This is a genomic window from Enterobacter cloacae complex sp. IR5403, from assembly GCF_049238705.1.
GTDB classification, from domain to species: Bacteria; Pseudomonadota; Gammaproteobacteria; order Enterobacterales; family Enterobacteriaceae; genus Enterobacter; species Enterobacter hormaechei_C.
Genome location: NZ_JBMKHP010000006.1, coordinates 213,248 through 234,981 on the forward strand (window position 1 = coordinate 213,248; position 21,734 = coordinate 234,981).

The following is a 21,734-nucleotide window of genomic DNA, read 5'->3' on the forward strand; positions in this document are numbered from 1 at the left end:
GTAAAACGAAAAAGTAAGAATGCCATGCCTCCAAAAGCCCGACGTACTCCTTATGCGATCACCACGCATGGCGATACGCGTATCGATAACTACTACTGGCTGCGGGACGATTCACGTTCCCGGCCAGAGGTGCTGGACTATCTGCACGAGGAAAACGACTATGGCCGCCAGGTCATGGCCAGCCAGCAGGCGCTTCAGGATCAGCTCCTGAAGGAAATGGTGCAGCGTATCCCCCAGCGTGATGTCTCTGCCCCGTGGTGCAAAAACGGTTATCGCTATCGCCATATTTATGAGCCGGGAAATGAATATCCCATCTACCAGCGCCAGTCTGTGCTGAGCGCCGAGTGGGATGAATGGGAGATCCTGCTGGATGCCAACAAACGTGCTGCCCACAGTGAGTTTTATACGCTGGGCGGCATGTCCATTTCCCCCGATAACGCCATTATGGCGCTGGCTGAGGATTACCTCTCCCGCCGCCAGTACGGTTTGCGTTTCCGCAATCTTGAAACGGGGAACTGGTATCCCGAAATGCTGGATAATGTCTCCCCCGATTTCGTCTGGGGTAACGATTCAGAAACGGTCTACTACGTTAAAAAGCATGCCTCAACCCTGCTGCCTTATCAGGTCTGGCGTCATACGGTGGGGACCGATTCCGCCGACGATGAACTGGTGTATGAGGAAAAAGACGAGACGTTCTATGTCAGCCTGCATAAAACGTCTTCTCGCCACTATGTGATCATTTTCCTCTCCAGCGCCACCACCTCAGAAGTGCTGCTGCTGGATGCAGAGCTGCCGGATGCGCAGCCGCTGTGCTTCCTGCCGCGCCGTAAAGATCATGAGTACAGCCTGGATCACTTCCAGCACAGCTTTTACCTGCGTTCGAACCGCGAGGGCAAAAACTTTGGCCTTTATAAAACCAAAGTGCGCGATGAACGCAAATGGGAAGTGTTAATTCCCGCGCGCGATCAGGTGATGCTGGAGGGGTTCACCCTGTTTACCGACTGGCTGGTGGTGGAAGAGCGTCAGCGCGGACTGACCAGTATCCGCCAAATCAACCGCAAAACCCGCGAAGTGGTGGGCATTGCGTTCGATGACCCGGCTTACGTAACGTGGATCGGCTTTAACCCGGAACCGGAATCGTCCCGCCTGCGGTACGGCTATTCGTCGATGACCACCCCGGATACGTTGTTTGAACTGGATATGGACACCGGGCAGCGTCAGGTGATTAAACAGGCTGAGGTCCGGGGTTTTGAGTCGGAAAATTATCGCAGTGAGCACCTGTGGGTGACCGCACGCGACGGCGTTGAAGTCCCAGTGTCGCTCGTCTATCACAAGGCGCACTTCAACAAAGGTAAAAACCCCATCCTCGTCTATGGCTATGGCTCCTATGGATCCAGCATGGACGCCGATTTCAGCAGCAGCAGGCTGAGCCTGCTCGACCGCGGTTTTGTTTATGCGATTGCCCATATTCGCGGCGGCGGCGAGCTGGGTCAGCACTGGTATGAAGACGGAAAATTTCTCAAAAAGAAAAATACCTTTAATGACTACCTTGATGTTTGCGATGCGCTGATCGCGCAGGGTTATGGCGATCCGCAGCTCTGCTTTGGCATGGGGGGCAGCGCCGGGGGCATGCTTATGGGCGCCGTGATCAACCAGCGGCCTGAACTGTTTAAAGGCGTTATCGCCCAGGTGCCGTTTGTGGACGTGGTGACGACCATGCTGGATGAGTCCATTCCACTGACCACCGGGGAGTTTGAGGAGTGGGGGAACCCGCAGGATGAAACCTATTATCGCTACATGAAAGAGTACAGCCCGTACGATAACGTCGAGGCGAAAGCCTATCCGCATATGCTGGTGACCACCGGCCTGCACGATTCCCAGGTACAGTACTGGGAGCCCGCGAAATGGGTGGCGAAGTTGCGTGAGCTGAAAACTGACGATAATTTGCTGCTGCTGTGTACCGATATGGACTCGGGGCACGGAGGGAAATCAGGGCGATTTAAATCCTATGAAGGGGTGGCGCTGGAGTACGCCTTTTTGATTGGCCTGGCGCAGGATACGCTGCCAGGCCGGGCGGGGACTCAGGCTTCGCCTAAATAATGCTTCAGCGTCAGGCGCAGTTCCGGGCTCATTCTGTCGAGGTTGTTGTACAGCCAGCGCAGATAGCCCGGATCCTTGTCCGCCACTTCCGATACTGGCTTCCCGCGATATTTACCGAACGTAAAGGTGGTCAGTAGCGCGGGGCGCCCGGTAATGGTCGCCATATCGTCTGGCGTCCAGCCGGAAGTGTTCATGATATCAATCAGGAGCGCTGCGGTGATGTAGCAGTCATAGAGGGCACGGTGATGATGCAGCCCTTCCGGCGTCCGCACGCTGAGTTTGCGCGACTTATACAGCGCCATATTGCTGTATTTGATCCCCGGCCACAGACGGCGCGCCAGCTTCATAGTGCAAATCCATTCGCCGGGCATCTCCGGCAGCACGCGGCGGTCAAAGCTGGCGTTATGGGCGACATACCACTGGCTACCGTGGTAAAGAGGGATGATCTCTTCAATCCACGGCTTGTCCGCCACCATCGATTCCGTAATGCGATGTATCGCCATCGCCTGCGCACTGATGGGACGATCCGGGCGCACCAGATGGCTCATTGGGTTGACTATCTTTCCGTCAATCACGTCGACAGAAGCGACTTCCACAATTCCACCCTGCAAATCACAGGTTTCGGTATCGATAACGCGCAGCATTGATCGCTCCTGATCCTAAAATGCCTAGCCTAATGGAATGATATCGCCTTGCCAACCCTGTTGGCCTAAAGAACCGGTTAGCAGCAGTTCTCCCTTATCGGCACGTACAATCAGCTGACCTTTTTCATCCCATAATGCGCTACCGCCGCGCGCGTTCGCCATTAATACCGCGATGGCATACTTGTGCGCGAAGCGTTGTAACGAACCGATGGATTGCCGCCAGCGGTGCTCGCCCACGGCCAGGCTGCTGGTGAACAGCGTTGCCTCCGGGTCCAGTTCCGGGGCGTCAGCCTGGTTATCCACGATGGTTAACCGTTTATCGCCAGGAATAACACCCGCACCGTTGCCCTGCGGATAACGCCGGATGGTCGACAGGTTAGGGGTGAAAAGCGCGAGTCCTTTCTGGCGCTGGCCGTGTTGCTGGAGCGTAATACCAGCAATCACCGTGATGAAACGTGACTGGGCGGCGTGAAGGAGGGGGGCAAGCTGCAAATCGTCAGGGGGTGGGGGTAAGGTTGTTCCGCCAGGGCCGGTAAGCGAAAGCTCCGGAAAGACGATTAAATCGCACCCATGCCCGGCAGCCTCGGCAATAAAGTGCAGGTGATGTTTTACGTGCTCATCAACACAGTTGTGCCGCGGGGCATACTGAGCCGCGGCAATATTCCATCGTGACATCGTGACTTCCTTATACACTAAGTCGCTGGGATTTTAAGATTACACCTAAACTTATCAGGGTTTTCTTATCCTGCCACATAACGCGTAAGGAAGTGTAACGAGACGTTAAGCTTATTTAACTTTAGGTTCGTACGGCAGGCGCGAGAGATTGACGGAGGCGAGGCGATGCGCAATGAGACGTTCGCGAAACCAGTCGCGCAGATGCGCGGGTTGTTCACGCTCTACCACTTCAGCCACGACGGGCATGTTGTAACGCTCTTTGAATGCGACCCCCGCGGCGGCGAGATCGACATTCACTTTGTCCATCTCGTCCTGAGGCAGGGCGGCCAGGTTAACGTTCATTTCCTTCTCCTTTTTCTGCGGCGCCAACGTTACCGCGATTGTTCAACGATGACAAGGGAGCAAAGGATGTTCCTCGACTCGTTAATTATACAGAGTTATTCTTTAGCATTCAGGCATAACGAAAAGGAATGATTGTGATGCATTTTACCCCTTCCCGTGTCGCGTGCGCGCTGGTATTTCTGCTCTCTTCAGCCATCACGCCCTCAGTTCTGGCCCATGCGCATCTTAAGCAGCAATCTCCGCAGGCTAATACCGTCGCGGTGGCACCAGAGGTTATTACCCTGAACTTCTCGGAAGGCATTGAGCCTGCCTTCAGCGGCGTGGTGGTGACGGACGCGCAGCAGCACAAGATCCAGACGGGCGCAGTGAAGCGTGACGAGAAGGATAACGCAAAGCTGATTGTTCCTCTTGAGAAATCGTTGACGACCGGCACCTACACGGTGGACTGGCATGTGGTCTCCGTGGATGGCCACAAAACCAAGGGCAGCTATCATTTTAGCGTGAAATAGCATGCTGGCCCTGAGCTACGTCGCGTTACGCTTTATCCATTTTGCTGCGCTGATGCTGGTTTTTGGCAACGCGCTTTACAGCGTCTGGTTTGCGCCGTCTTCGTTGCAGCGTCTCATGACCCGGCGTTTCCAGCGGCAGCAGAAACTCGCGGCCTTAATCAGCCTGATGGCGGCTCTGCTGATGTTCGGCCTGCAAAGTGGGTTGATGGGCAACGGCTGGGGGGATGTCATTCGTCCGGCGGTCTGGCGCAGCGTGCTGGGAACGCAATTTGGCGGCGTCTGGTTATGGCAGATGGTACTGTCCGCTGTGACGGCGGGCGCTGCCTGGCTTACCCCGCAAAAAGGCTCACGGCTGTTACTGCTCGCGATGGGGCAGTTGGTGCTGCTGGCGGGCGTGGGACATGCCGCGATGAACGGTGGCGCGCCGGGAGCGTTGCATCGTCTGAACCATGCGCTTCACCTGCTCTGCGCCGCGACCTGGGTGGGTGGTTTACTGCCGCTGCTGTTTTGCATGCGTCTGGCGAAAGGCCGCTGGCAGCCAGCCGCTATTTTTACCATGATGCGCTTCTCCCGTGTGGGGCATTACGCCGTGGCGGGCGTGCTGCTGACCGGGATAATCAATACGCTCTTTATTGTTGGCATAAACGTGCCGTGGCAGGCGCCTTATGTCCAGCTGTTGTTGTTCAAATGTGTGCTGGTCATGATGATGGTGGCTATTGCGCTGGCGAATCGGTATTTTCTTGTGCCACGCTTTCGCCCGGAGGCCGGGCGGGAACAACAGATTTTTATCAGGATGACACAGGCAGAAGTGGTGCTGGGCGCGCTGGTACTGGCGGTCGTCAGCCTGTTCGCGACCTGGGAACCCTTCTGACAAGGTTAAATAACATATGAAAAAGACACTGCTTTCTCTTTTACTTCTCACCTGTGCCAGCAGTGCGCTGGCCGCGCCGCAGGTCATCACCGTCAGCCGGTTTGAAGTGGGCAAGGACAACTGGGCATTTAATCGTGAAGAGGTCATGCTTACCTGCCGTCCCGGTAACGCGCTGTATGTCATCAATCCCAGTACGCTCGTGCAGTATCCGTTAAATGACGTGGCGGAGCAGCAGGTTGCCAGCGGGAAAAGTAACGGACAGCCTGTCAGCGTGATCCAGGTGGATGACCCGGCAAACCCCGGGCAGAAGAAGAGTCTGGCGCCGTTTATTGAGCGCGCTGAAAAGCTCTGCTAGCCGTCAGGTTTCCAGTAAAAAAAACCGCAGGTGCTTGTAAAAGCTCTGCGGTTTTTCACATTTAGTGATGTTCTGACGCTTTTTTTCAGACCACTTTTGCTGTGGACTGGAAAACCTGACGTCGTCATCTATTCTTAAAGGGCAAGGCGATTGAGCCTGCATTAATGCCAACTTTTAGCGCACGGCTCTCTCCCAAGAGCCATTTCCCTGGACCGAATACAGGAATCGTATTCGGTCTCTTTTTATCTGCTTGAAAATAAACGATAAAATCCGGTTTTCGTCTCGGCAGAAGGTTCACTTCCTTTGCGCCTGCTTCAAACATACCACAACCCGGCAGGCGTAAGTCCAGTCCTTTTTGGCTGTTTTGTTAAATTTTTGTTTGTTTTTTGCCTGAGACGACTGCGGGATCAATGCGCGCCTGTACGCAAGCCGCAATATCATCAAGTAACGCAAAGCGGCGACGGTATTCGGCGCGTTTTTTGCTGGCAATCTCCTCCAGCGCTTTACGCTCCATCTGGAGCGGCAACTGCCAGCAGAAGGGGGAGAGTTTCTTTCCGTTCAGGCCTTCCCAGAACTCGTCGTAGCTGGCGTGAAAATGACGGCCTTTGCTCAGACGGTAGCGCAGCGCGCGGAAAACATGGCCTTCATCGCTGACGGCAAAAATCGCGCTGATGTTCGAGCGTGAGGCAAGCTGGAAGATCACCTCCATCAGCACGCGTTTCGGGAAAAGACCATGGCAGGCACGGGTAGCCTGCTTAATCACCTCCCGTGAAACATGACGACGTGGACCCTGGAGGCCGCCGATCACCAGCACCATACGGCCGTTACTGCGTGCGACACAGAACGTCAGGCTGGCAAGCAGCGTATTGTCATTGTCGTGCAGCCAAAGCGTGCTTTCGCCTTCGCGTTCGGCCTTACCTGCGGACGAGGCGTGGACGGTATAGATTTCGCCGTTTTTTGCCTCGAACCGGACAACCGGCACCTCTTGCGGGCTGGTCAGCGCGTGGGCGAGGGCGATGTTTTTCAGACTATCAATCCACTGATAGTGGCTGACGATAGCATCGGCCCGGTCGTTTGAGTTCAGGCCGCGCATCAGATACTGGCGGTGAGTTTTGCTCGGCAAGGTAATTTGAGAGGTGAGCAGCCTGTCGAAATCATCGCGCCCGGACAGGGCCTCCAGCATGCGATGGGTGGAGGACCAGAATAAAAGCGAGCGCAGAAGGAACTTTAACCGGTAATCACGTTTGTGCCAGATTGGGCCGGGAACGCGTTTCCCTCTCACCAGTTCAGAAATAATATTTGTGCGATGCGGATAAAACACATCGTTTTGCAGGTGTATGTTTGACACGTGAAAATCCCTCTTTTTATTCCGCGCTATTTTAAAGGCCAGGGAATAAGGGATTAATAGCGCAGCGATCTTTATTTCCGGCTGGTTTATGGTTTGTTGGGATTCGCGATATCCAACGCCGGCTCATGACATTTTCTGTGGCAGCTATACTTCTTACAGGAGGCGTTATGTATCAGAAAATAGAGGGAGAATACTGGCGTCATGTCTGGGTTGTCAGCGATATTCATGGTTGCTATCAGTGGCTTATGGATGAGCTGAAACGACGGCATTTTAATCCTGATATGGATCTGCTGATCTCGGTGGGGGATATTATCGATCGCGGTCCTGACAGCGTGAAATGTTTACAACTGATGCAGGAAAACTGGTTTTATGCGGTACGCGGTAATCACGAGCAAATGGCGTTAGATGCGCTTGAAAATAATGAGTTTAGTCTCTGGTCGATAAATGGCGGTAACTGGTTTACAGGGCTTACGGTCGCTCAACAAAAGCAGGCGAAGGATTTACTCGACGCGTGTCAGGACTTACCGCACATTATTGAAATAACCTGCAAAAACGGTCTTAACGTGATTGCTCATGCGGATTATCCCTCCGCCGAATATGGCTGGCATAAGCCGGTGGATGTCCGGCGCGTGCTGTGGGATCGCGACCGGTTAATGGGCTTTATGGTGGGTAAAGGGCAGGGCATTAGCGGTGCGGATCACTTCTGGTTCGGGCATACGCCTCTGGACAAACGCTACGATTTTAACAATCTGCACTACATTGATACGGGGGCGGTGTTCGGGGGCTTTCTGACGCTGGCGCAGCTTCAGTAATAAATAACCCGCCTTCGGGCGGGTTCTCTTTGGGTCAGGCAAGACGCAAGACCCAGGCATCGGTTTTACTGTCGTAATGCTCACGGTACAGAACGGAATGTTCCCCATCTAGGATTGCCGGGACGCTGGTATCTGCATCCCAGGCGTCCAGCTGCATGCACAAATCCGGATCGGATTTGCAGGGAATACTTAACGTTCGTTCGCCTTGTGCTTCGCCGCGCAATTCAGCGTCGTCGATTTCAAAAGCGCCAATGCGTACGCTGGTTTTCGTCATAATGCTCTCCGGTTTGTTGCCCATAATCTGGTATGACCAGTGCAGTCACCCATTTTTGATCCTAGACAAGGAGAGCGAAATCGCCAGTAAAAAAATGCGCTTTTTTCAGGCGCTGCGGTTGTTACCGGTAAACAGGCGGCCATCGCGTACCAGTTCGCGCGGATAGCTGTTTTTCAGCCGCGAGCCGACTTTTTTCGCCAGCCCCAGCGGATAGCCCTGATACGTCACGATGACTTCATCCTGTGACGGGCCGTCTTCCGGGTAAACGTCACGACCGCGATACCACTCTTCCGCTTCCTGATGCGTCAGGGCGAAGGTGTTCTCACTGCCGGCCAGCGCAATGACCGCTTCGTGCTGCCAGCGATAGCCTTTGTTGTGGATCTCCGCCAGGCGAATACCGAGGCGGGAGAAACGCACCTTACCAATCAGCGGTTCGATGTTGACCGGGAACAGCCACAGCTCTTTGTCACGCATCCAGAGGCGCAGGCTCTCATCCCAGTGCAGACCCACTTTGCCCGCAGCCGCTTGCGCCTGTGCCGCCTCACGGCCTTTGACCGGCGCGAACGGGAAGTTGCCGACCTTAAACTTAGGGGCAGGCAAGGGATCGACGGCGCGGGTTTTACGCAGTCGTGCAACAAAGAACCCCTCGCAATCGTAAATCTGTGGGAAGACATGCAGGAAGCCTTCAGGCGTGGCCGCATGCCTGGCCGAGTCGAAGAGGGAGTCCAGCGGCAGAAACTCGACGGCATCCGCATAGCGTTGCTTGAGCCACAGGCAGACGTCCTCGTTCTCATCGCGATTCAGGGTGCAGGTGGAATAAACCAGCGTCCCGCCTGGGCGCAGGGCATGAAACGCACTGTCGATCAGTTCGCGCTGCGTGGCGGCGATCTCCAGGTTGCTTTCAACGGACCAGTTTTTTAACGCATCAGGATCTTTTCGCACCACGCCTTCGCCGGAGCAGGGCGCGTCGAGCAGGATGGCATCAAAGGCTTCCGGCAGGGCAGCGCCAAACACGCGACCGTCGAAGTGCGTTAACGCGACGTTGTGGATCCCGCAGCGGCTGATATTGGCGTGCAGGACTTTGACGCGGCTGGCGGAAAATTCGTTGGCGAGGATCGCGCCGCGGTTGTTCATCCGGGCGGCAATCTGCGTGGTTTTAGAGCCCGGCGCCGCCGCGACATCCATAACCCGCTCAGGCTGGTTCCCGTCGGCAAACAGCGCGGCAACCGGCAGCATGGAGCTGGCTTCCTGAATATAAAACAGCCCGCTCAGGTGCTCGGCGGTGCTGCCGAGCGGCAGGCTCTCCTCGTCATCCCGTTCGATCCAGAACCCCTCTTCGCACCACGGCACCGGCGTTAATTGCCAGCCGTAGGGGGAGACGAGATCCAGAAACGCCCCGACGCTGATTTTCAGCGTATTGACGCGAATACTCCGGCGCAAAGGGCGCTGGCAGGCGGCGACGAAATCGTCGAAAGAGAGATGAGCTGGAAGCGCCTCGCGCATCTGTGCGAGGAATTGTTCGGGAAGAAATACGGAGTTTTGAGCCACGGGCACACCACAGGGAAACATTCAGGCGCGCAGTGTAACATAAAGGCTCCGGCGCGTTGACACCGGAGCCTGCGAGATTAACGCGGCAGCGCCGTTCCCCATTCGCGCCACTCTTTCGGTTCACTTTCCAGCAGCAGGAAGTGTTTACCTGCCTGCGCCTTAGGCGCCAGAGGCGTGCCAGGCGGCGTCGCGAAGGCAATGCCGCCGCGAATGAACTGGTTAAAGGTCCCCGTTTTGACCACGCCACCGGTCAGGCCGAAGTCCAGCGAGTAGCCTGAAGCGAGCCAGAACACCGAGTTGTTGCGCACCAGATGCTGATAACGCTGGCTGATGCGCAGGCCGACCATCACGCGATCGGACAGATTACCCAGCGTCAGGCTTGTTACTGTCCCCACTTCAATGCCGCGGAACAGGACCGGCGTACCGATGCCCAGCGAGCCGGCTTCCGGCACTTCAACCACAATGCTCAGACCGTCCAGATAACGGGAGTCGGTGATGGTTGCCTCCTGCAACTCAAATTCACGACGCGCGTTGCCGCGACCCGGTTCAACGTTAATGTATGGCTGAAGTATGGTGTCGAGATGCTCAACCCCTGCGGCAGAAATTTGCGGCGTAACCACCGAGAAGCGCGAGCCTGCCCGGGCGAACGTCTGCACATATTCCGGATAAAGCACGGCGGTCGCCTGCACTTCATTGCGCGCGGTGATCAGCGTTAGCTTCTGGACCTGCCCGATATCAATGCCGAGATAGCGGATGGGCATGCCTTCCGCCAGTTTACCGGCATCAAAGGTGTGCAGGGTAATCTGCCCCCCGACGGCGCGCGCCGCAGTTTCGGACGGGAAGAGGATCCGCTTGTCACCTTTGCGCATGTTGCCGCCCGCGCCGCTCAGGTTATCGAAGCTGATCGCACCGCGCAGGGCACGGGAGAGGGGAGACGCCTGTACGGTCAGCCCGCTGCCGTTGAGCTGCACTTTCGCGCCGCCTTCAGCCCAGAACACGCTGTTTGGCGTGAGCAGCTTGAGGTACTCCGGCTTGATATGCAGTTCGATATCAAACGCGTCCGCACGAGGACGAACGGTGATCACTTCCCCGACCTCAAACTTACGATAAAGCACGACGGAGCCTGCCTGGACATCCGGCAGCGTTTCAGCGCTTAAGGTCAGCGTGGTGGTCGGCAGGTCGCCGAGGCTGTTTTCAATGGCTTTGTCGAGATTGGCGAACAGCGGATAACTCTCGCGCAGCGCACCTTTGCTGCCCGGCAGAATGCGGATCCCGCCGTTAACCCACTCGCTGGCGCTGGCGCCGAGGAACTCAACCCCGTCCAGACCCACCTTCACGTCGACCCGGCTGTTAACCACAAATTTACTGTCGCCGTGGACCAGGTTGCCGTACTGCGGATCGATGGCGGCGGAGAAGGAGACCCCTTTTTCCGACAGCTTACGTTCGAGGACCTGGCCCACCTGCACACCGTGCAGGATCAGCGGTTGCCCGGCTTCGATACCGTAGCTTTCCGGCGCATTCAGCGTAACCGTCAACACGCCCGGTTTTTGCAGCAGGGCTTTATCCGCCGGCGCGATAACAAAGTTTTTGTTCGGCGCACCTTCGCCGGGGATCAGCTCAAAGGTGCTTCCCGTCAGCAGAGAACTGATGCTGGCGTCGCTGAGGGAGAGCTTCGGATTACGCAGTTCAATGCGCGTTTTTTCCCGCAGGAGATCCACCACGCTCGGATCCACCGTCATTTCGCCGGTAACGGAACCGCCCGCATTGAGGGTTAATTTTGTCAGTTGCCCGACCTCTAAACCCTGGTACATCAGCGGGGTCGAACCGGCTTTCAGGCCTTTGGCATCCGGCAGGGTCAGCTTGACGATGACACCGCGCTGGCTGTGCGCCAGGTCGGCGTACAGGCCAAAGGTATCTTCTGCGGCGGCAGGGCTGGAGTTAGCAGGTGAGTCAAAGGCGATAGCGCCATTCACCAGCGCCGCCAGGCTCTCAAGCTTCACTTTCGCACCGCTTAAGCTCAGGTCGGCATCGACGCCTGAGACGTTCCAGAAGCGGCTGCCTTTTTTAACCAGGTTGGTAAAACGGCGCTCGATGAGTACATCAATGGTCACGCCATCTTTGTTCGGGTTAATGGCGTAGTCGTAAACGCGGCCTACCGGAATTTTGCGGAAATAGACCAGAGAACCACTGTTCAGCGAGCCCAAATCCGGCGCGCGGAGATGGATCATCAAATCGCCGTTATTCAGCCGATATTTCGGCTGGGTATCCAGCGCAACAAAGTGATCCTGTGGCTCACCTTTGCCGGGCATCATGCCGATATAGTTACCGCCCACAAGCGCATCCAGTCCGGAAACGCCGGCCAGGGAGGCTTTAGGCGTGACCAGCCAGAACTGCGTTTCGGCACGCAGGGCATCCTGCATATCAGACTTAATGCTCGCCCGGACCTGGATTTTGTTCAGCCCTTTGCCAAGGGAAATATCCTGCACGGTACCCACTTCCACCCCCTGGAAGCGAACGGGGGTACGTCCGGCGACAATGCCGTCCGCAGACTGGAAATCAATCGTGATGGTACTTCCGCGATCTTCATAGCTCGTCCAGATAAGCCAGCCTGCGATCATCAGCGCGATGACAGGCAGCAACCAGAATGGCGAAATGCGGCGTTTTGTTTTAATTCTCGCTTCAGTCGGCGAAGCGGGCGTTTCCTGACTCATGTGCGTCCCAAAGTAAGCGGCTGTCCAGCCATTCCACTGCAAGAATAGTCAATATCACCGCAGAGCCGAAATAAAAAGCTGCGGGTCCCATGGTAAAAGCAAGTAACTGATCGCGATTGATGAGCGACATCATCAGCGAAATCACGAACAGATCCAACATCGACCAGCGACCAATCCAGGTCACGAATCGCAGAAGCAGGATGCGGGTGCGTAGTCCTTGTTCGCATTTAAAGTGAATGCTGATAAGCAGCGTAAACATCACCACCACTTTGGTAAAGGGCACCAGAATACTGGCAATGAAAACAATGGCGGCGACCCCCACGTTACTGTGCGCCAGAGAGATAATCCCTGAAAGGATAGTATCTTCCTGACGGGTGCCGTTCACATAAATTACGGAGATCGGCAGCATGTTGGCCGGGAACAAAAATACCAGGGAGGCGATAAGCGCCGCCCAGCATTTTTGCAGGCTGTTGTTGCGTCGCAATCTTAACGGAATGTGGCAGCGCGGGCACCTCCCGCGTTTATCCGGAAAACCGGTGTAATGGCAGCCCAGGCAGACGCGCAGGTTTTCATCAGGCCGGGTCGCGGGGCGCTGCGGATAAAATCGCTCCCAAAGCTGTTCAACATTGAGATGAATCAGGGTCAAAATACTCAGCAGGACCAGTGAAATAAACGCAAAAAGGCCAATGCCGGGTTGTAAAAACGCATAATCCTGCACCTTGATGGAGGCCACGCCGACGCCCACCAGATAGATGTCCAGCATCACCCACTCCTTGAGCTTTTCCAGCATGAGCAGGACGGGGCGCAGGTTCATCCCCAGTATGTTGCCAAACCACAGGTAGGCAATTGCCGCGACCAGCACCAACGGCGCGCCGACGACGCAGAACAGCACCATGGCGGCCGTAAGCGGATCGCCCTGGCGCGTCATCTGCCAGATCCCCTGCAACACGTTAGCGTCAATACGCACGCCAAGCAGGTAGAGCTTTAACAGCGGCTCGGTCCAGGCGAAGGGCATCAGCAGCAGCATGGTGACCGCCATTGCCGCCAGACGCGTCAATGACCAGTCCCGGCCATCGCGAATTTTGGCATCGCAGCAAGGACAAAAAGCACTTTGGTGCGATTTCATCTTCGGCAACATAAAAAGCGTATCGCACTGGGGACAACGCTGATAATGTGCACGGGGCAGAGCCTGGCTTACCGTACGGACAACGATCTTTCGTGTCGGCGTAATTTGGGGTGTTTTTAGGGCCATCAGTCGCACACAGATTATTATTGTTGAAAGTTATAATAACTCATGAACGGATTCATCTTGAGCATGAGCGCATTTAATGCTTATTTTAATAGGCTATGCGGTAACTATGTAAGATAACTAAGTGATTGAATAATGAACAAAACAGAATTCTACGCGGATCTGAATCGCGATTTTAAGGCATTAATGGCAGGGGAAACCAGTTTCTTAGCCACTCTGGCAAATACCAGTGCGCTACTGTTCGAGCGCCTTTCTGACGTGAACTGGGCGGGCTTTTATCTGCTGGAAGGCGACACGCTGGTGCTCGGTCCTTTCCAGGGTAAACTCGCCTGCGTACGCATCCCGGTAGGTCGCGGCGTGTGCGGTACCGCAGTGGCGACCCGTCAGGTTCAGCGTGTCGAAGATGTTCATGCGTTTGACGGCCACATTGCCTGCGATGCCAGCAGCAATTCTGAAATCGTACTGCCGCTGGTGGTTAAAAATCAGATTATTGGCGTTCTGGATATCGACAGCACGGTCTTCAGCCGCTTTACTGCCGAGGATGAGCAGGGGCTGCGCGCGCTGGCCGCAAACCTGGAAAATGTTCTGGCAGAGACCGATTATCATAAATTCTTTGCGAGCGTCGCAGGATAATCAACGGATAACGTAGCATTTACTGATAGCGTCATTATAATGTCGCCTGTTCATGCCTGCGCTTGTTGGCAACGTCCGTTGTAATCAGGAAATTTCATGGAAAATCAACCTAAGTTGAATAGCAGTAAAGAAGTTATCGCATTTCTGGCCGAGCGTTTCCCGCAGTGCTTCAGCGCTGAAGGTGAAGCGCGTCCTCTGAAAGTCGGTATCTTTCAGGATCTGGTCGCGCGCGTTGAGGGGGAGATGAACCTCAGCAAAACGCAGCTTCGTTCTGCCTTGCGCCTTTATACCTCGAGCTGGCGTTACCTGTACGGTATCAAGCCGGGTGCGACCCGTGTCGACCTTGACGGCAACCCGTGCGGTGAGCTGGACGAGCAGCACGTAGAACATGCGCGTAAGCAGCTTGAAGAAGCCAAAGCTCGCGTGCAGGCACAGCGTGCAGAACAGCAGGCGAAAAAACGCGAAGCCGCAGCGGCAAACGGTCAGGAAGACGCCCCTCGTCGCGAGCGTAAACCGCGCCCGGCACCGCGTCGTACTGAAAATAACGATCGCAAACCGCGTGCTGACAAACCAGCAGCTAAAGCCCCACGTGCGCCGCGCGAAGAGCCGCGCCACACCCCAGTTTCTGACATCAATGCGCTGAGCGTAGGTCAGTCTCTGAAGGTGAAAGCGGGTAACAACGCGATGGACGCCACCGTACTGGAAATCACCAAAGATGGCGTTCGTGTACAGCTGACTTCTGGTATGTCAATGATTGTACGCGCAGAACACTTGTTGTTCTGAAACGGAGGCCGAGCCTGGCATGAACACTTTTTTTAAGCTCACCGCGCTGGCTGGCCTGTTTGCTATAACAGGCCATGCTTTCGCTGTGGACGATATTACGCGTGTTGATCAAATTCCGGTTCTCAAGGAAGAGACTCAGCACGCGACGGTGAGTGAGCGCGTGACGTCGCGCTTTACTCGTTCGCACTATCGTCAGTTCGATCTCGATCAGGCCTTTTCGGCCAAAATCTTTGACCGTTATCTGAACTTGCTGGATTACAGCCATAACGTACTGCTGGCCAGCGATGTCGAACAGTTCGCTAAACGCAAATCCGAAGTGGGTGATGAGCTGCGCTCCGGAAAACTCGATCTGTTCTACGATCTGTACAATTTATCGCAAAAGCGCCGTTTTGAGCGTTATCAATACGCGCTGAAAGTGCTGGAACGTCCGATGGACTTCACCGGCAACGACACCTTTAATCTGGACCGCAGCAAAGCGCCATGGCCGAAAGACGAGGCTGAACTGAATGCGCTGTGGGACGGAAAAGTCAAATATGACGAACTGAGCCTCAAGCTCACAGGCAAAGACGAGAAAGAGATCCGTGAGACGTTAAACCGTCGCTACAAGTTCGCTATTCGTCGTCTGGCGCAGACCAACAGTGAAGATGTTTTCTCGCTGGCGATGACCGCGTTTGCGCATGAAATTGATCCGCACACCAATTATCTCTCTCCACGTAACACCGAACAGTTCAATACCGAAATGAGCCTGTCTCTGGAAGGTATCGGTGCTGTGCTTCAGATGGACGATGACTACACCGTAATCAACTCCATGGTGGCTGGTGGCCCTGCATCGAAAAGCAAAGCGATCAGCGTAGGCGACCGTATTGTCGGTGTGGGCCAAACCGGAAAGAGCATGGTGGACGTGATTGGCTGGCGTCTTGATGACGTTGTTGCGCTGATCAAAGGGCCGAAGGGCAGCAAAGTTCGCCTGGAGATCCTGCCTGCCGGTAAGGGGACCAAAACCCGTATCGTTACTCTGACTCGTGAGCGCATCCGTCTGGAAGATCGCGCGGTGAAAATGTCGGTGAAAACCGTGGGTAAAGAGAAGGTTGGCGTTCTGGATATCCCAGGTTTCTACGTCGGCCTGACCGATGATGTGAAAGTGCAGCTCCAGAAGCTTGAAAAGCAGAATGTCAGCAGCGTGATCATTGACCTGCGCAGCAACGGCGGCGGGGCATTGACCGAGGCCGTCTCGCTTTCCGGGCTGTTTATCCCGTCTGGCCCGGTGGTACAGGTGCGCGATAACAACGGTAAAGTGCGTGAAGATGCCGATACCGATGGCGTGGTCTACTACAAGGGGCCGCTGGTGGTGCTGGTCGATCGCTTCAGTGCCTCTGCATCGGAAATCTTCGCTGCTGCCATGCAGGATTACGGCCGGGCGTTAATCGTCGGCGAACCGACGTTTGGCAAGGGCACCGTTCAGCAGTACCGCTCTCTGAACCGTATTTATGACCAGATGCTGCGCCCTGAATGGCCTGCGCTGGGCTCAGTACAGTACACCATTCAGAAGTTTTACCGCGTCAACGGCGGCAGTACGCAGCGCAAAGGCGTGACGCCGGATATCATGATGCCGACAGGTACCGAAGAGACGGAAACGGGCGAGAAGTTTGAAGATAACGCGCTGCCGTGGGATAGCATTGATGCCGCGACATTCGTGAAATCGGGTGATATGAAACAGTTCGGACCGGAACTGCTGAAAAATCACAACGATCGCATCGGGAAGGATCCGGAGTTCCAGTACATCATGAAGGACATCGCGCGTTTTAACGCTCTGAAAGCGAAACGGAACATTGTGTCTCTGAACTACGCTCAGCGTGAGAAAGAGAACAATGAAGATGACGCGACACGTCTGGCGCGTATCAACGATCGCTTCAAACGTGAAGGCAAGCCTCTGCTCAAAAAACTGGACGATCTGCCTAAGGATTACCAGGAGCCCGATCCGTATCTGGACGAGACGGTGCATATCGCGCTTGATCTCGCGAAGCTGGAAAAAGAGAAACCTGCCCTGCAACCTGCTCCGACAAAATAATCCCCCAACAGGCACAAGAAATTGTGCCTGTTTCTTTTTGTTCTTCTTCCTTCCGTCAGGCAGATTTCCAATTGTGTAAAGTTGTGTCTTTCTGGTGACTTACGCCGTCTGGATGCTTGAAAATAGCCGTAATACCCATACGATGTGGGTAATCGCATAGTGCGTTTTGTTAAACTGAGGTTAAAAGAATATTATGATGCGAATCGCGCTCTTCCTGCTCACCAACCTGGCGGTGATGGTGGTATTCGGGCTGGTGCTAAGCCTGACGGGAATTCAGTCGAGCAGCGTTCAGGGTCTGTTGATTATGGCGCTGCTGTTTGGTTTCGGTGGCTCTTTCATTTCACTGCTGATGTCGAAGTGGATGGCATTGAAATCTGTGGGCGGTGAAGTTATTGAGCAACCGCGTAACGATATGGAGCAGTGGCTGATTAGCACGGTTGCTCAGCAGTCGAAGCAGGCGGGCATTGCCATGCCGCAGGTAGCCATCTACCACGCGCCGGATATCAACGCGTTTGCTACTGGTGCGCGTCGTGACGCGTCCCTGGTGGCCGTCAGCACCGGTCTGCTGCAAAACATGAGCCGTGACGAAGCAGAAGCGGTTATTGCTCACGAGATCAGCCACATCGCTAACGGCGATATGGTCACCATGACCCTGATCCAGGGCGTGGTGAACACCTTCGTAATCTTTATTTCCCGTATTCTGGCGCAGATTGCTGCCGGGTTTATGGGTGGCAACCGTGATGAGGGTGAAGAGAGCAACGGCAACCCGCTGATCTATTTTGCTGTTTCAATGGTGCTGGAGCTGGTGTTCGGTATCCTGGCAAGCATCATTACCATGTGGTTCTCCCGTCATCGTGAGTTCCACGCGGATGCCGGTTCCGCGAAACTGGTGGGTCGTGAGAAGATGATTGCTGCGCTGCAACGTCTGAAAACCAGCTACGAGCCGCAGGAAGCAAACAGCATGATGGCCTTCTGCATCAACGGCAAGTCAAAGTCGCTGAGCGAGCTGTTTATGTCTCACCCGCCGCTGGATAAACGTATTGAAGCGCTGCGTAGCGGCGAATACCTGAAGTAACGTAATCGGGTTGAAAACAACCGGGCAGGAGTCCTTCTCCGCCCGGTTTTTTTATGCCTGTGCCTTTGGCTGGGTGACACGTAGACCGCTAATGACAGCCGCGAGGGTCGCCAGGGTCCCTGCGGTAATCAGCGCAACGTGTGTCGCATTCTGCCCGGCCAGGTTAAACATCAAGGCCACCAGTGCGGCCCCGGTGCTTTGCCCTAACAGTCTTGCCGTGCCCAGCATCCCGCTGGCGCCACCGCTGCGATGACGTGGAGCAGAGGTGATAATCGTGTGGTTATTAGGGGACTGGAACAGACCAAAACCGGCCCCACACAGGATCATGCGCCAGATAATATCCAGATCCCCCGGCGAGGCGGGCAGGAGCGCCAGTGCAAATAGGCCCACCGCCATGACGACCAGTCCAATCGCCCCCAGAAGCCCGGCGTGGACGCGCTCAATAAGGTAACCGGCCAGCGGGGCCATCACCATGGTTGCCAGAGGCCAGGGCGTGAGCAGCAAGCCTGTCTCCACTTCTGAACGGCCAATCACGCTCTGCAAAAAGAACGGCAGCGCAACCAGCGCCAGCATCTGGGCGCAGAACGAGCAAATGGAGGTACAAATGGATAGCGAAAACAGCGGAATACGCAGCAAATCCACCGGCAGTAACGGCACGGGCAGCGCCAGCTGACGTCGTACAAAGAAAAAGCCGATGATAAGCATGGCAACGATTTCTGCGGTAATGAGCGACAGAGACTGCCCCTGCGCAAATCCGCTCAGCGCGGTAATCAGCAGGCCAAAGGTCAGCGCGTTCATCACGGCGCTGGGCAGATCGAAACGTGGCATGGTGCTTTTCGGACCATTTTCCGGAAGATAGCGCAGGGCGAAGAAGATCGCCACAATGCCCAGCGGCACGTTAATGGCAAACAGCCACTGCCACGAGGCAACGGACAGGATGGCGGCGGCAATCGTCGGCCCGGCGGCGGACGACACGGCCACAATAAAGGAGTTAATGCCCATCCCGCGCCCCAGGTGGCGGTGAGGGTAGATAAGCCGTATCAGGGCCGTGTTCACGCTCATTAGCGCCGCCCCGCCAAAACCCTGGGCGATACGCGCCAGCGTAAGGGTGTGCAGTGAATCTGAAAGGGCACAGAAGAGCGAGGTGAGGGTAAAGACCACCAGCCCGCACTGGTAAACCCGGCGATAACCAAACATATCACCCAGGAAAGAGAGCGACAGAAGAGAAATCACAATCGCTATCTGGTACGCGTTGACAATCCAGATAGAGCTGGCCGGCGAAGCATTCAGGTCTTTGGCAATGGTCGGAAGAGCCACGTTGGCAATCGCACCGTCAAGGACAGCCATCGAAATACCGATGACAATAGTGGCAATTGCCCCGTACCGCTGCGGTAAGGGCAGGCCATCAGAAACGTTTTTTTGCATGGGAAAAGAATGACTCAGCGTGAAATTATTTTCAGAGTAACTATTTTAGCATCGTTATTTCGGTTTTATGTCGCAGATTTGTAACGAAGTAAACCCAGATAGATTGCAGCACGCATCACACGAATTTATAATAAAAACCGGTTCTGATTTTTATAAAACACTCTCCATGAGGTGATAAATGGCAATCGCAGATTTGGATAAGCAGCCAGATTCTGTTTCTTCCGTGCTGAAGGTGTTTGGCATCTTGCAGGCGCTCGGAGAAGAGCGTGAAATTGGTATTACAGAGTTGTCGCAGCGTGTGATGATGTCGAAAAGCACCGTTTATCGCTTTTTGCAGACGATGAAATCATTGGGTTATGTCGCGCAGGAGGGAGAATCAGAAAAATATTCTCTGACCCTGAAACTGTTTGAACTGGGTGCCCGCGCCTTGCAGAACGTGGATCTGATCCGCAGCGCTGACATTCAGATGCGTGAACTTTCACGACTGACGAAAGAGACAATTCACCTCGGTGCGCTGGATGAAGACAGCATTGTTTACATCCACAAAATTGACTCCATGTACAACCTGCGCATGTATTCACGCATCGGTCGTCGTAACCCGCTCTACAGCACCGCAATTGGTAAAGTACTGCTGGCCTGGCGCGATCGCGAAGAGGTGAAGCAGATCCTTGACGGGGTGGAGTACAAACGCAGCACCGACCGCACCATTACCAGTACGGATGAGCTGCTGAGCGTGCTGGATAACGTGCGTGAGCAGGGTTACGGGGAAGATAACGAAGAGCAGGAAGAGGGACTGCGTTGCATCGGTGTACCGGTATTTGACCGCTTCGGCGTTGTCATTGCGGGCCTGAGTATTTCGTTCCCAACGCTGCGTTTCTCTGAAGAGCGTCTTCATGAATATGTGGCGATCCTGCATACCGCAGCGCGCAAAATTTCAGAGCAGATGGGCTATAACGATTATCCGTTCTGATCGACGCTTCCAATAAAAACGCCGCAACAATGCGGCGTTTTTGTAAGCGAAATTCAGCGCTGATTAACCGTTATCAATCACATCAGACGATTTACGCAGCACGGGGCAGTTGGTTAACCCGATGATCCCGCTGTCGGAATGGATGTACTGAGCCGTGCTTACCCCCCGGGCGGTAAGATATTTACACTGGATACCCAGACCCGCGGCATTTTCTTTGCTCCCCATTAATACGCCGTACCCACTTAATAACAGGCCGATCCACACAATGGCCAGTACAATTACTGTACGAATAAGTAAACGCATCGCTGCCTCTTTTTTCTTTGTTGTCATGGAGTAAGCGTAACGGGTTTACGCAGTGAAACAAGTGCACGATTCCGAAAAGCGTCTGTTGAAGGTACAGTTAGCCCCTGTTTAAGATAACCGTGATAACCTGGCTGCATCAGGTCATAAGACGGAGTGTGGAGTGAAAAAAATACGCTGGGTAATTCTGATTATAGTGTTGATAGCATGCGTGGTGCTGTGGACGCAGACTATCAATGTGATGTGCGATCAGGATGTACAGTTCTTTAGCGGCATTTGTTCAATCAATAAGTTTATCCCCTGGTAGAGGCCATTTTTACGCTGAGTGATGTCCTTACGTGGCGGCAGTGGTAAAATGACCGTTTTTACTGAGGTGGTGAAATGGGTGAGTTACTGAATTCGGGGCTGCTGAGCATTGCATCCCTGGTAATGTCTTTGGTGGTGCTGGTCGTTGGGCTGGTGCTGTGGTTCTTCGTTAACCGCGCCAGCTCCCGCACAAACGAGCAGATTGAACTGCTGGAAGCATTGCTCGATCAGCATAAACGGCAGACTGCGTTGCTGCGTCGTCTGTGCGAAGCCAACGAGCCGGAGGAGAAAGCGGTACCGAAGGACGCTGTTGCTCAACAACAGGACGAGGAAGACTTCATTCGCCTGGTAGCCGAACGATAGTCTGCCCGGAAAGGGAGGTGGCCTGACGTACGGTGTAAATCCCCTCCCTTATCAAATGTGATCCACACCATCCCAACATATAATTAAGCAGCAGTTAACTATTGTTTCAGCATACTGAAAACTGGCGAATATTTATCCTTATTCAATAATTACCGTTTCGTTGAATAAAATGTGTGTTTTATCTTTCCTGAAGTGTTTTATTTTTATCGAAACGTTTTGCTTGCCTTGTTTTGAGGCAGAGTCATAAAAATTTCATTATTTTGGTGCAGAATAACGCTAATTAAATGGTGGATTTTAATACAATTAGCAAAATGTAATTAACATCGTATATTCCCCTGACACATGTCGGTGCGTTGCAATGTTTTCAGCATAA

General features: G+C 54.5%; 23 protein-coding genes. 12 read left to right on the forward strand and 11 right to left on the reverse strand.

Features of this window, described 5'->3' with window-relative positions; translation table 11 throughout:
• The first annotated feature begins 24 nt into the window (after window positions 1-24).
• The gene (gene ptrB, locus ACOTW6_RS11370) at window positions 25-2,100 is read left to right on the forward strand and encodes an oligopeptidase B (RefSeq protein ID WP_062933475.1); all 2,076 of its coding nucleotides are present in this window, start codon (window positions 25-27) and stop codon (window positions 2,098-2,100) included.
• Here the strand turns inward: ptrB and exoX are convergent.
• From exoX to ACOTW6_RS11385, 3 genes are all read right to left on the reverse strand, one after another.
• Window positions 2,082-2,744, reverse strand: coding sequence for an exodeoxyribonuclease X (gene exoX / locus ACOTW6_RS11375; RefSeq protein ID WP_015570288.1), 663 nt, complete (start codon window positions 2,742-2,744; stop codon window positions 2,082-2,084). The genes ptrB and exoX overlap by 19 nt on opposite strands.
• A 24-nt stretch (window positions 2,745-2,768) precedes the next feature.
• A complete protein-coding gene (locus ACOTW6_RS11380; protein WP_062933476.1) occupies window positions 2,769-3,419 on the reverse strand; it encodes a nitrilase-related carbon-nitrogen hydrolase in 651 nt (216 codons plus the stop codon).
• Window positions 3,420-3,530: 111 nt separating this feature from the next.
• Complete coding sequence (locus tag ACOTW6_RS11385; protein WP_003859784.1) at window positions 3,531-3,761, reverse strand: DNA polymerase III subunit theta; 231 nt, start codon at window positions 3,759-3,761, stop codon at window positions 3,531-3,533.
• Between the two features lie 137 nt (window positions 3,762-3,898).
• Between ACOTW6_RS11385 and yobA the strand changes: the two genes are divergently transcribed.
• Genes yobA through ACOTW6_RS11400 form a run of 3 tightly spaced genes read left to right on the forward strand, consistent with a single transcriptional unit; the run spans window position 3,899 to window position 5,496 of the window.
• The gene (gene yobA, locus ACOTW6_RS11390; protein WP_213789271.1) at window positions 3,899-4,270 is read left to right on the forward strand and encodes a CopC domain-containing protein YobA; all 372 of its coding nucleotides are present in this window, start codon (window positions 3,899-3,901) and stop codon (window positions 4,268-4,270) included.
• Between the two features lies 1 nt (window position 4,271).
• On the forward strand, window positions 4,272-5,141 hold the full coding sequence (gene copD, locus ACOTW6_RS11395; RefSeq protein WP_421766254.1) for a copper homeostasis membrane protein CopD: 870 nt from the start codon (window positions 4,272-4,274) through the stop codon (window positions 5,139-5,141).
• Between the two features lie 16 nt (window positions 5,142-5,157).
• Window positions 5,158-5,496, forward strand: a complete 339-nt coding sequence (locus tag ACOTW6_RS11400; protein WP_003859787.1) for a YebY family protein — start codon at window positions 5,158-5,160, stop codon at window positions 5,494-5,496.
• A 124-nt stretch (window positions 5,497-5,620) separates the two neighbouring features.
• On the opposite strand, the gene ACOTW6_RS11405 is transcribed toward ACOTW6_RS11400, so the two are convergent.
• Together ACOTW6_RS11405 and ACOTW6_RS11410 are read right to left on the reverse strand one after the other, a co-directional pair.
• A complete protein-coding gene (locus tag ACOTW6_RS11405) occupies window positions 5,621-5,818 on the reverse strand; it encodes a hypothetical protein (protein ID WP_213789256.1) in 198 nt (65 codons plus the stop codon).
• A 45-nt stretch (window positions 5,819-5,863) separates the two neighbouring features.
• Window positions 5,864-6,844 carry a VirK/YbjX family protein gene (locus ACOTW6_RS11410; protein WP_047051764.1) on the reverse strand — a complete coding sequence of 327 codons (981 nt, stop codon included), beginning with the start codon at window positions 6,842-6,844 and terminating at the stop codon, window positions 5,864-5,866.
• Between the two features lie 167 nt (window positions 6,845-7,011).
• Here ACOTW6_RS11410 and pphA point away from each other — a divergent pair, with 167 nt between their 5' ends.
• A complete protein-coding gene (pphA, locus tag ACOTW6_RS11415) occupies window positions 7,012-7,656 on the forward strand; it encodes a protein-serine/threonine phosphatase (RefSeq protein ID WP_121478816.1) in 645 nt (214 codons plus the stop codon).
• Between the two features lie 34 nt (window positions 7,657-7,690).
• Here pphA and ACOTW6_RS11420 read toward each other — a convergent pair whose 3' ends face one another.
• The 4 genes from ACOTW6_RS11420 to yebS all read right to left on the reverse strand — a co-directional run bounded on the left by ACOTW6_RS11420 (window position 7,691) and on the right by yebS (window position 13,441).
• Complete coding sequence (locus tag ACOTW6_RS11420; RefSeq protein ID WP_006811010.1) at window positions 7,691-7,930, reverse strand: YebV family protein; 240 nt, start codon at window positions 7,928-7,930, stop codon at window positions 7,691-7,693.
• 105 nt (window positions 7,931-8,035) lie between these two features.
• Window positions 8,036-9,433 (reverse strand): 16S rRNA (cytosine(1407)-C(5))-methyltransferase RsmF, encoded by a 1,398-nt coding sequence (gene rsmF, locus ACOTW6_RS11425; protein WP_414665502.1) that lies wholly within the window; start codon window positions 9,431-9,433, stop codon window positions 8,036-8,038.
• 122 nt (window positions 9,434-9,555) lie between these two features.
• Complete coding sequence (locus ACOTW6_RS11430; protein WP_213789257.1) at window positions 9,556-12,189, reverse strand: PqiB family protein; 2,634 nt, start codon at window positions 12,187-12,189, stop codon at window positions 9,556-9,558.
• Window positions 12,158-13,441, reverse strand: coding sequence for a membrane integrity lipid transport subunit YebS (gene yebS, locus ACOTW6_RS11435; RefSeq protein ID WP_062933521.1), 1,284 nt, complete (start codon window positions 13,439-13,441; stop codon window positions 12,158-12,160). Before yebS ends, ACOTW6_RS11430 begins: the two co-directional genes overlap by 32 nt.
• A 132-nt stretch (window positions 13,442-13,573) precedes the next feature.
• Between yebS and ACOTW6_RS11440 the strand changes: the two genes are divergently transcribed.
• The 4 genes from ACOTW6_RS11440 to htpX all read left to right on the forward strand — a co-directional run bounded on the left by ACOTW6_RS11440 (window position 13,574) and on the right by htpX (window position 17,997).
• Entirely contained in the window at window positions 13,574-14,071 is a 498-nt protein-coding gene (locus ACOTW6_RS11440) for a GAF domain-containing protein (RefSeq protein ID WP_006811006.1), read from the forward strand.
• A 96-nt stretch (window positions 14,072-14,167) separates the two neighbouring features.
• Window positions 14,168-14,854 (forward strand): RNA chaperone ProQ, encoded by a 687-nt coding sequence (gene proQ, locus ACOTW6_RS11445; protein WP_003859895.1) that lies wholly within the window; start codon window positions 14,168-14,170, stop codon window positions 14,852-14,854.
• Between the two features lie 19 nt (window positions 14,855-14,873).
• Entirely contained in the window at window positions 14,874-16,922 is a 2,049-nt protein-coding gene (prc, locus tag ACOTW6_RS11450) for a carboxy terminal-processing peptidase (protein WP_015570296.1), read from the forward strand.
• 193 nt (window positions 16,923-17,115) lie between these two features.
• The gene (gene htpX / locus ACOTW6_RS11455) at window positions 17,116-17,997 is read left to right on the forward strand and encodes a protease HtpX (protein ID WP_121478818.1); all 882 of its coding nucleotides are present in this window, start codon (window positions 17,116-17,118) and stop codon (window positions 17,995-17,997) included.
• A 51-nt stretch (window positions 17,998-18,048) separates the two neighbouring features.
• On the opposite strand, the gene ACOTW6_RS11460 is transcribed toward htpX, so the two are convergent.
• Window positions 18,049-19,422 (reverse strand): MFS transporter, encoded by a 1,374-nt coding sequence (locus ACOTW6_RS11460; protein WP_121478819.1) that lies wholly within the window; start codon window positions 19,420-19,422, stop codon window positions 18,049-18,051.
• Between the two features lie 178 nt (window positions 19,423-19,600).
• On the opposite strand from ACOTW6_RS11460, the gene kdgR reads away from it, so the two are divergent.
• A complete protein-coding gene (kdgR, locus tag ACOTW6_RS11465; RefSeq protein ID WP_003859903.1) occupies window positions 19,601-20,392 on the forward strand; it encodes a DNA-binding transcriptional regulator KdgR in 792 nt (263 codons plus the stop codon).
• 63 nt (window positions 20,393-20,455) lie between these two features.
• Here kdgR and ACOTW6_RS11470 read toward each other — a convergent pair whose 3' ends face one another.
• Window positions 20,456-20,695, reverse strand: a complete 240-nt coding sequence (locus ACOTW6_RS11470) for a YobH family protein (RefSeq protein WP_003859905.1) — start codon at window positions 20,693-20,695, stop codon at window positions 20,456-20,458.
• Window positions 20,696-20,855: 160 nt separating this feature from the next.
• On the opposite strand from ACOTW6_RS11470, the gene mgrB reads away from it, so the two are divergent.
• A complete protein-coding gene (mgrB, locus tag ACOTW6_RS11475; RefSeq protein WP_003859906.1) occupies window positions 20,856-20,999 on the forward strand; it encodes a PhoP/PhoQ regulator MgrB in 144 nt (47 codons plus the stop codon).
• A 74-nt stretch (window positions 21,000-21,073) separates the two neighbouring features.
• Window positions 21,074-21,361, forward strand: a complete 288-nt coding sequence (locus ACOTW6_RS11480) for a YebO family protein (RefSeq protein WP_121478820.1) — start codon at window positions 21,074-21,076, stop codon at window positions 21,359-21,361.
• The last annotated feature ends 373 nt before the right edge of the window (window positions 21,362-21,734 follow it).

Excerpts from the sequence above, each read along its gene's own strand:
- ptrB (WP_062933475.1), top strand. The coding sequence starts at position 25 with ATGCCTCCAAAAGCCCGACGTACTCCTTATGCGATCACCACGCATGGC.
- exoX (WP_015570288.1), bottom strand. The coding sequence starts at position 2,744 with ATGCTGCGCGTTATCGATACCGAAACCTGTGATTTGCAGGGTGGAATT.
- ACOTW6_RS11380 (WP_062933476.1), bottom strand. The coding sequence starts at position 3,419 with ATGTCACGATGGAATATTGCCGCGGCTCAGTATGCCCCGCGGCACAAC.
- ACOTW6_RS11385 (WP_003859784.1), bottom strand. The coding sequence starts at position 3,761 with ATGAACGTTAACCTGGCCGCCCTGCCTCAGGACGAGATGGACAAAGTG.
- yobA (WP_213789271.1), top strand. The coding sequence starts at position 3,899 with ATGCATTTTACCCCTTCCCGTGTCGCGTGCGCGCTGGTATTTCTGCTC.
- copD (WP_421766254.1), top strand. The coding sequence starts at position 4,272 with ATGCTGGCCCTGAGCTACGTCGCGTTACGCTTTATCCATTTTGCTGCG.
- ACOTW6_RS11400 (WP_003859787.1), top strand. The coding sequence starts at position 5,158 with ATGAAAAAGACACTGCTTTCTCTTTTACTTCTCACCTGTGCCAGCAGT.
- ACOTW6_RS11405 (WP_213789256.1), bottom strand. The coding sequence starts at position 5,818 with ATGTTTGAAGCAGGCGCAAAGGAAGTGAACCTTCTGCCGAGACGAAAA.
- pphA (WP_121478816.1), top strand. The coding sequence starts at position 7,012 with ATGTATCAGAAAATAGAGGGAGAATACTGGCGTCATGTCTGGGTTGTC.
- ACOTW6_RS11420 (WP_006811010.1), bottom strand. The coding sequence starts at position 7,930 with ATGACGAAAACCAGCGTACGCATTGGCGCTTTTGAAATCGACGACGCT.
- rsmF (WP_414665502.1), bottom strand. The coding sequence starts at position 9,433 with ATGCGCGAGGCGCTTCCAGCTCATCTCTCTTTCGACGATTTCGTCGCC.
- ACOTW6_RS11430 (WP_213789257.1), bottom strand. The coding sequence starts at position 12,189 with ATGAGTCAGGAAACGCCCGCTTCGCCGACTGAAGCGAGAATTAAAACA.
- yebS (WP_062933521.1), bottom strand. The coding sequence starts at position 13,441 with ATGGCCCTAAAAACACCCCAAATTACGCCGACACGAAAGATCGTTGTC.
- ACOTW6_RS11440 (WP_006811006.1), top strand. The coding sequence starts at position 13,574 with ATGAACAAAACAGAATTCTACGCGGATCTGAATCGCGATTTTAAGGCA.
- proQ (WP_003859895.1), top strand. The coding sequence starts at position 14,168 with ATGGAAAATCAACCTAAGTTGAATAGCAGTAAAGAAGTTATCGCATTT.
- prc (WP_015570296.1), top strand. The coding sequence starts at position 14,874 with ATGAACACTTTTTTTAAGCTCACCGCGCTGGCTGGCCTGTTTGCTATA.
- htpX (WP_121478818.1), top strand. The coding sequence starts at position 17,116 with ATGATGCGAATCGCGCTCTTCCTGCTCACCAACCTGGCGGTGATGGTG.
- ACOTW6_RS11460 (WP_121478819.1), bottom strand. The coding sequence starts at position 19,422 with ATGCAAAAAAACGTTTCTGATGGCCTGCCCTTACCGCAGCGGTACGGG.
- kdgR (WP_003859903.1), top strand. The coding sequence starts at position 19,601 with ATGGCAATCGCAGATTTGGATAAGCAGCCAGATTCTGTTTCTTCCGTG.
- ACOTW6_RS11470 (WP_003859905.1), bottom strand. The coding sequence starts at position 20,695 with ATGCGTTTACTTATTCGTACAGTAATTGTACTGGCCATTGTGTGGATC.
- ACOTW6_RS11480 (WP_121478820.1), top strand. The coding sequence starts at position 21,074 with ATGGGTGAGTTACTGAATTCGGGGCTGCTGAGCATTGCATCCCTGGTA.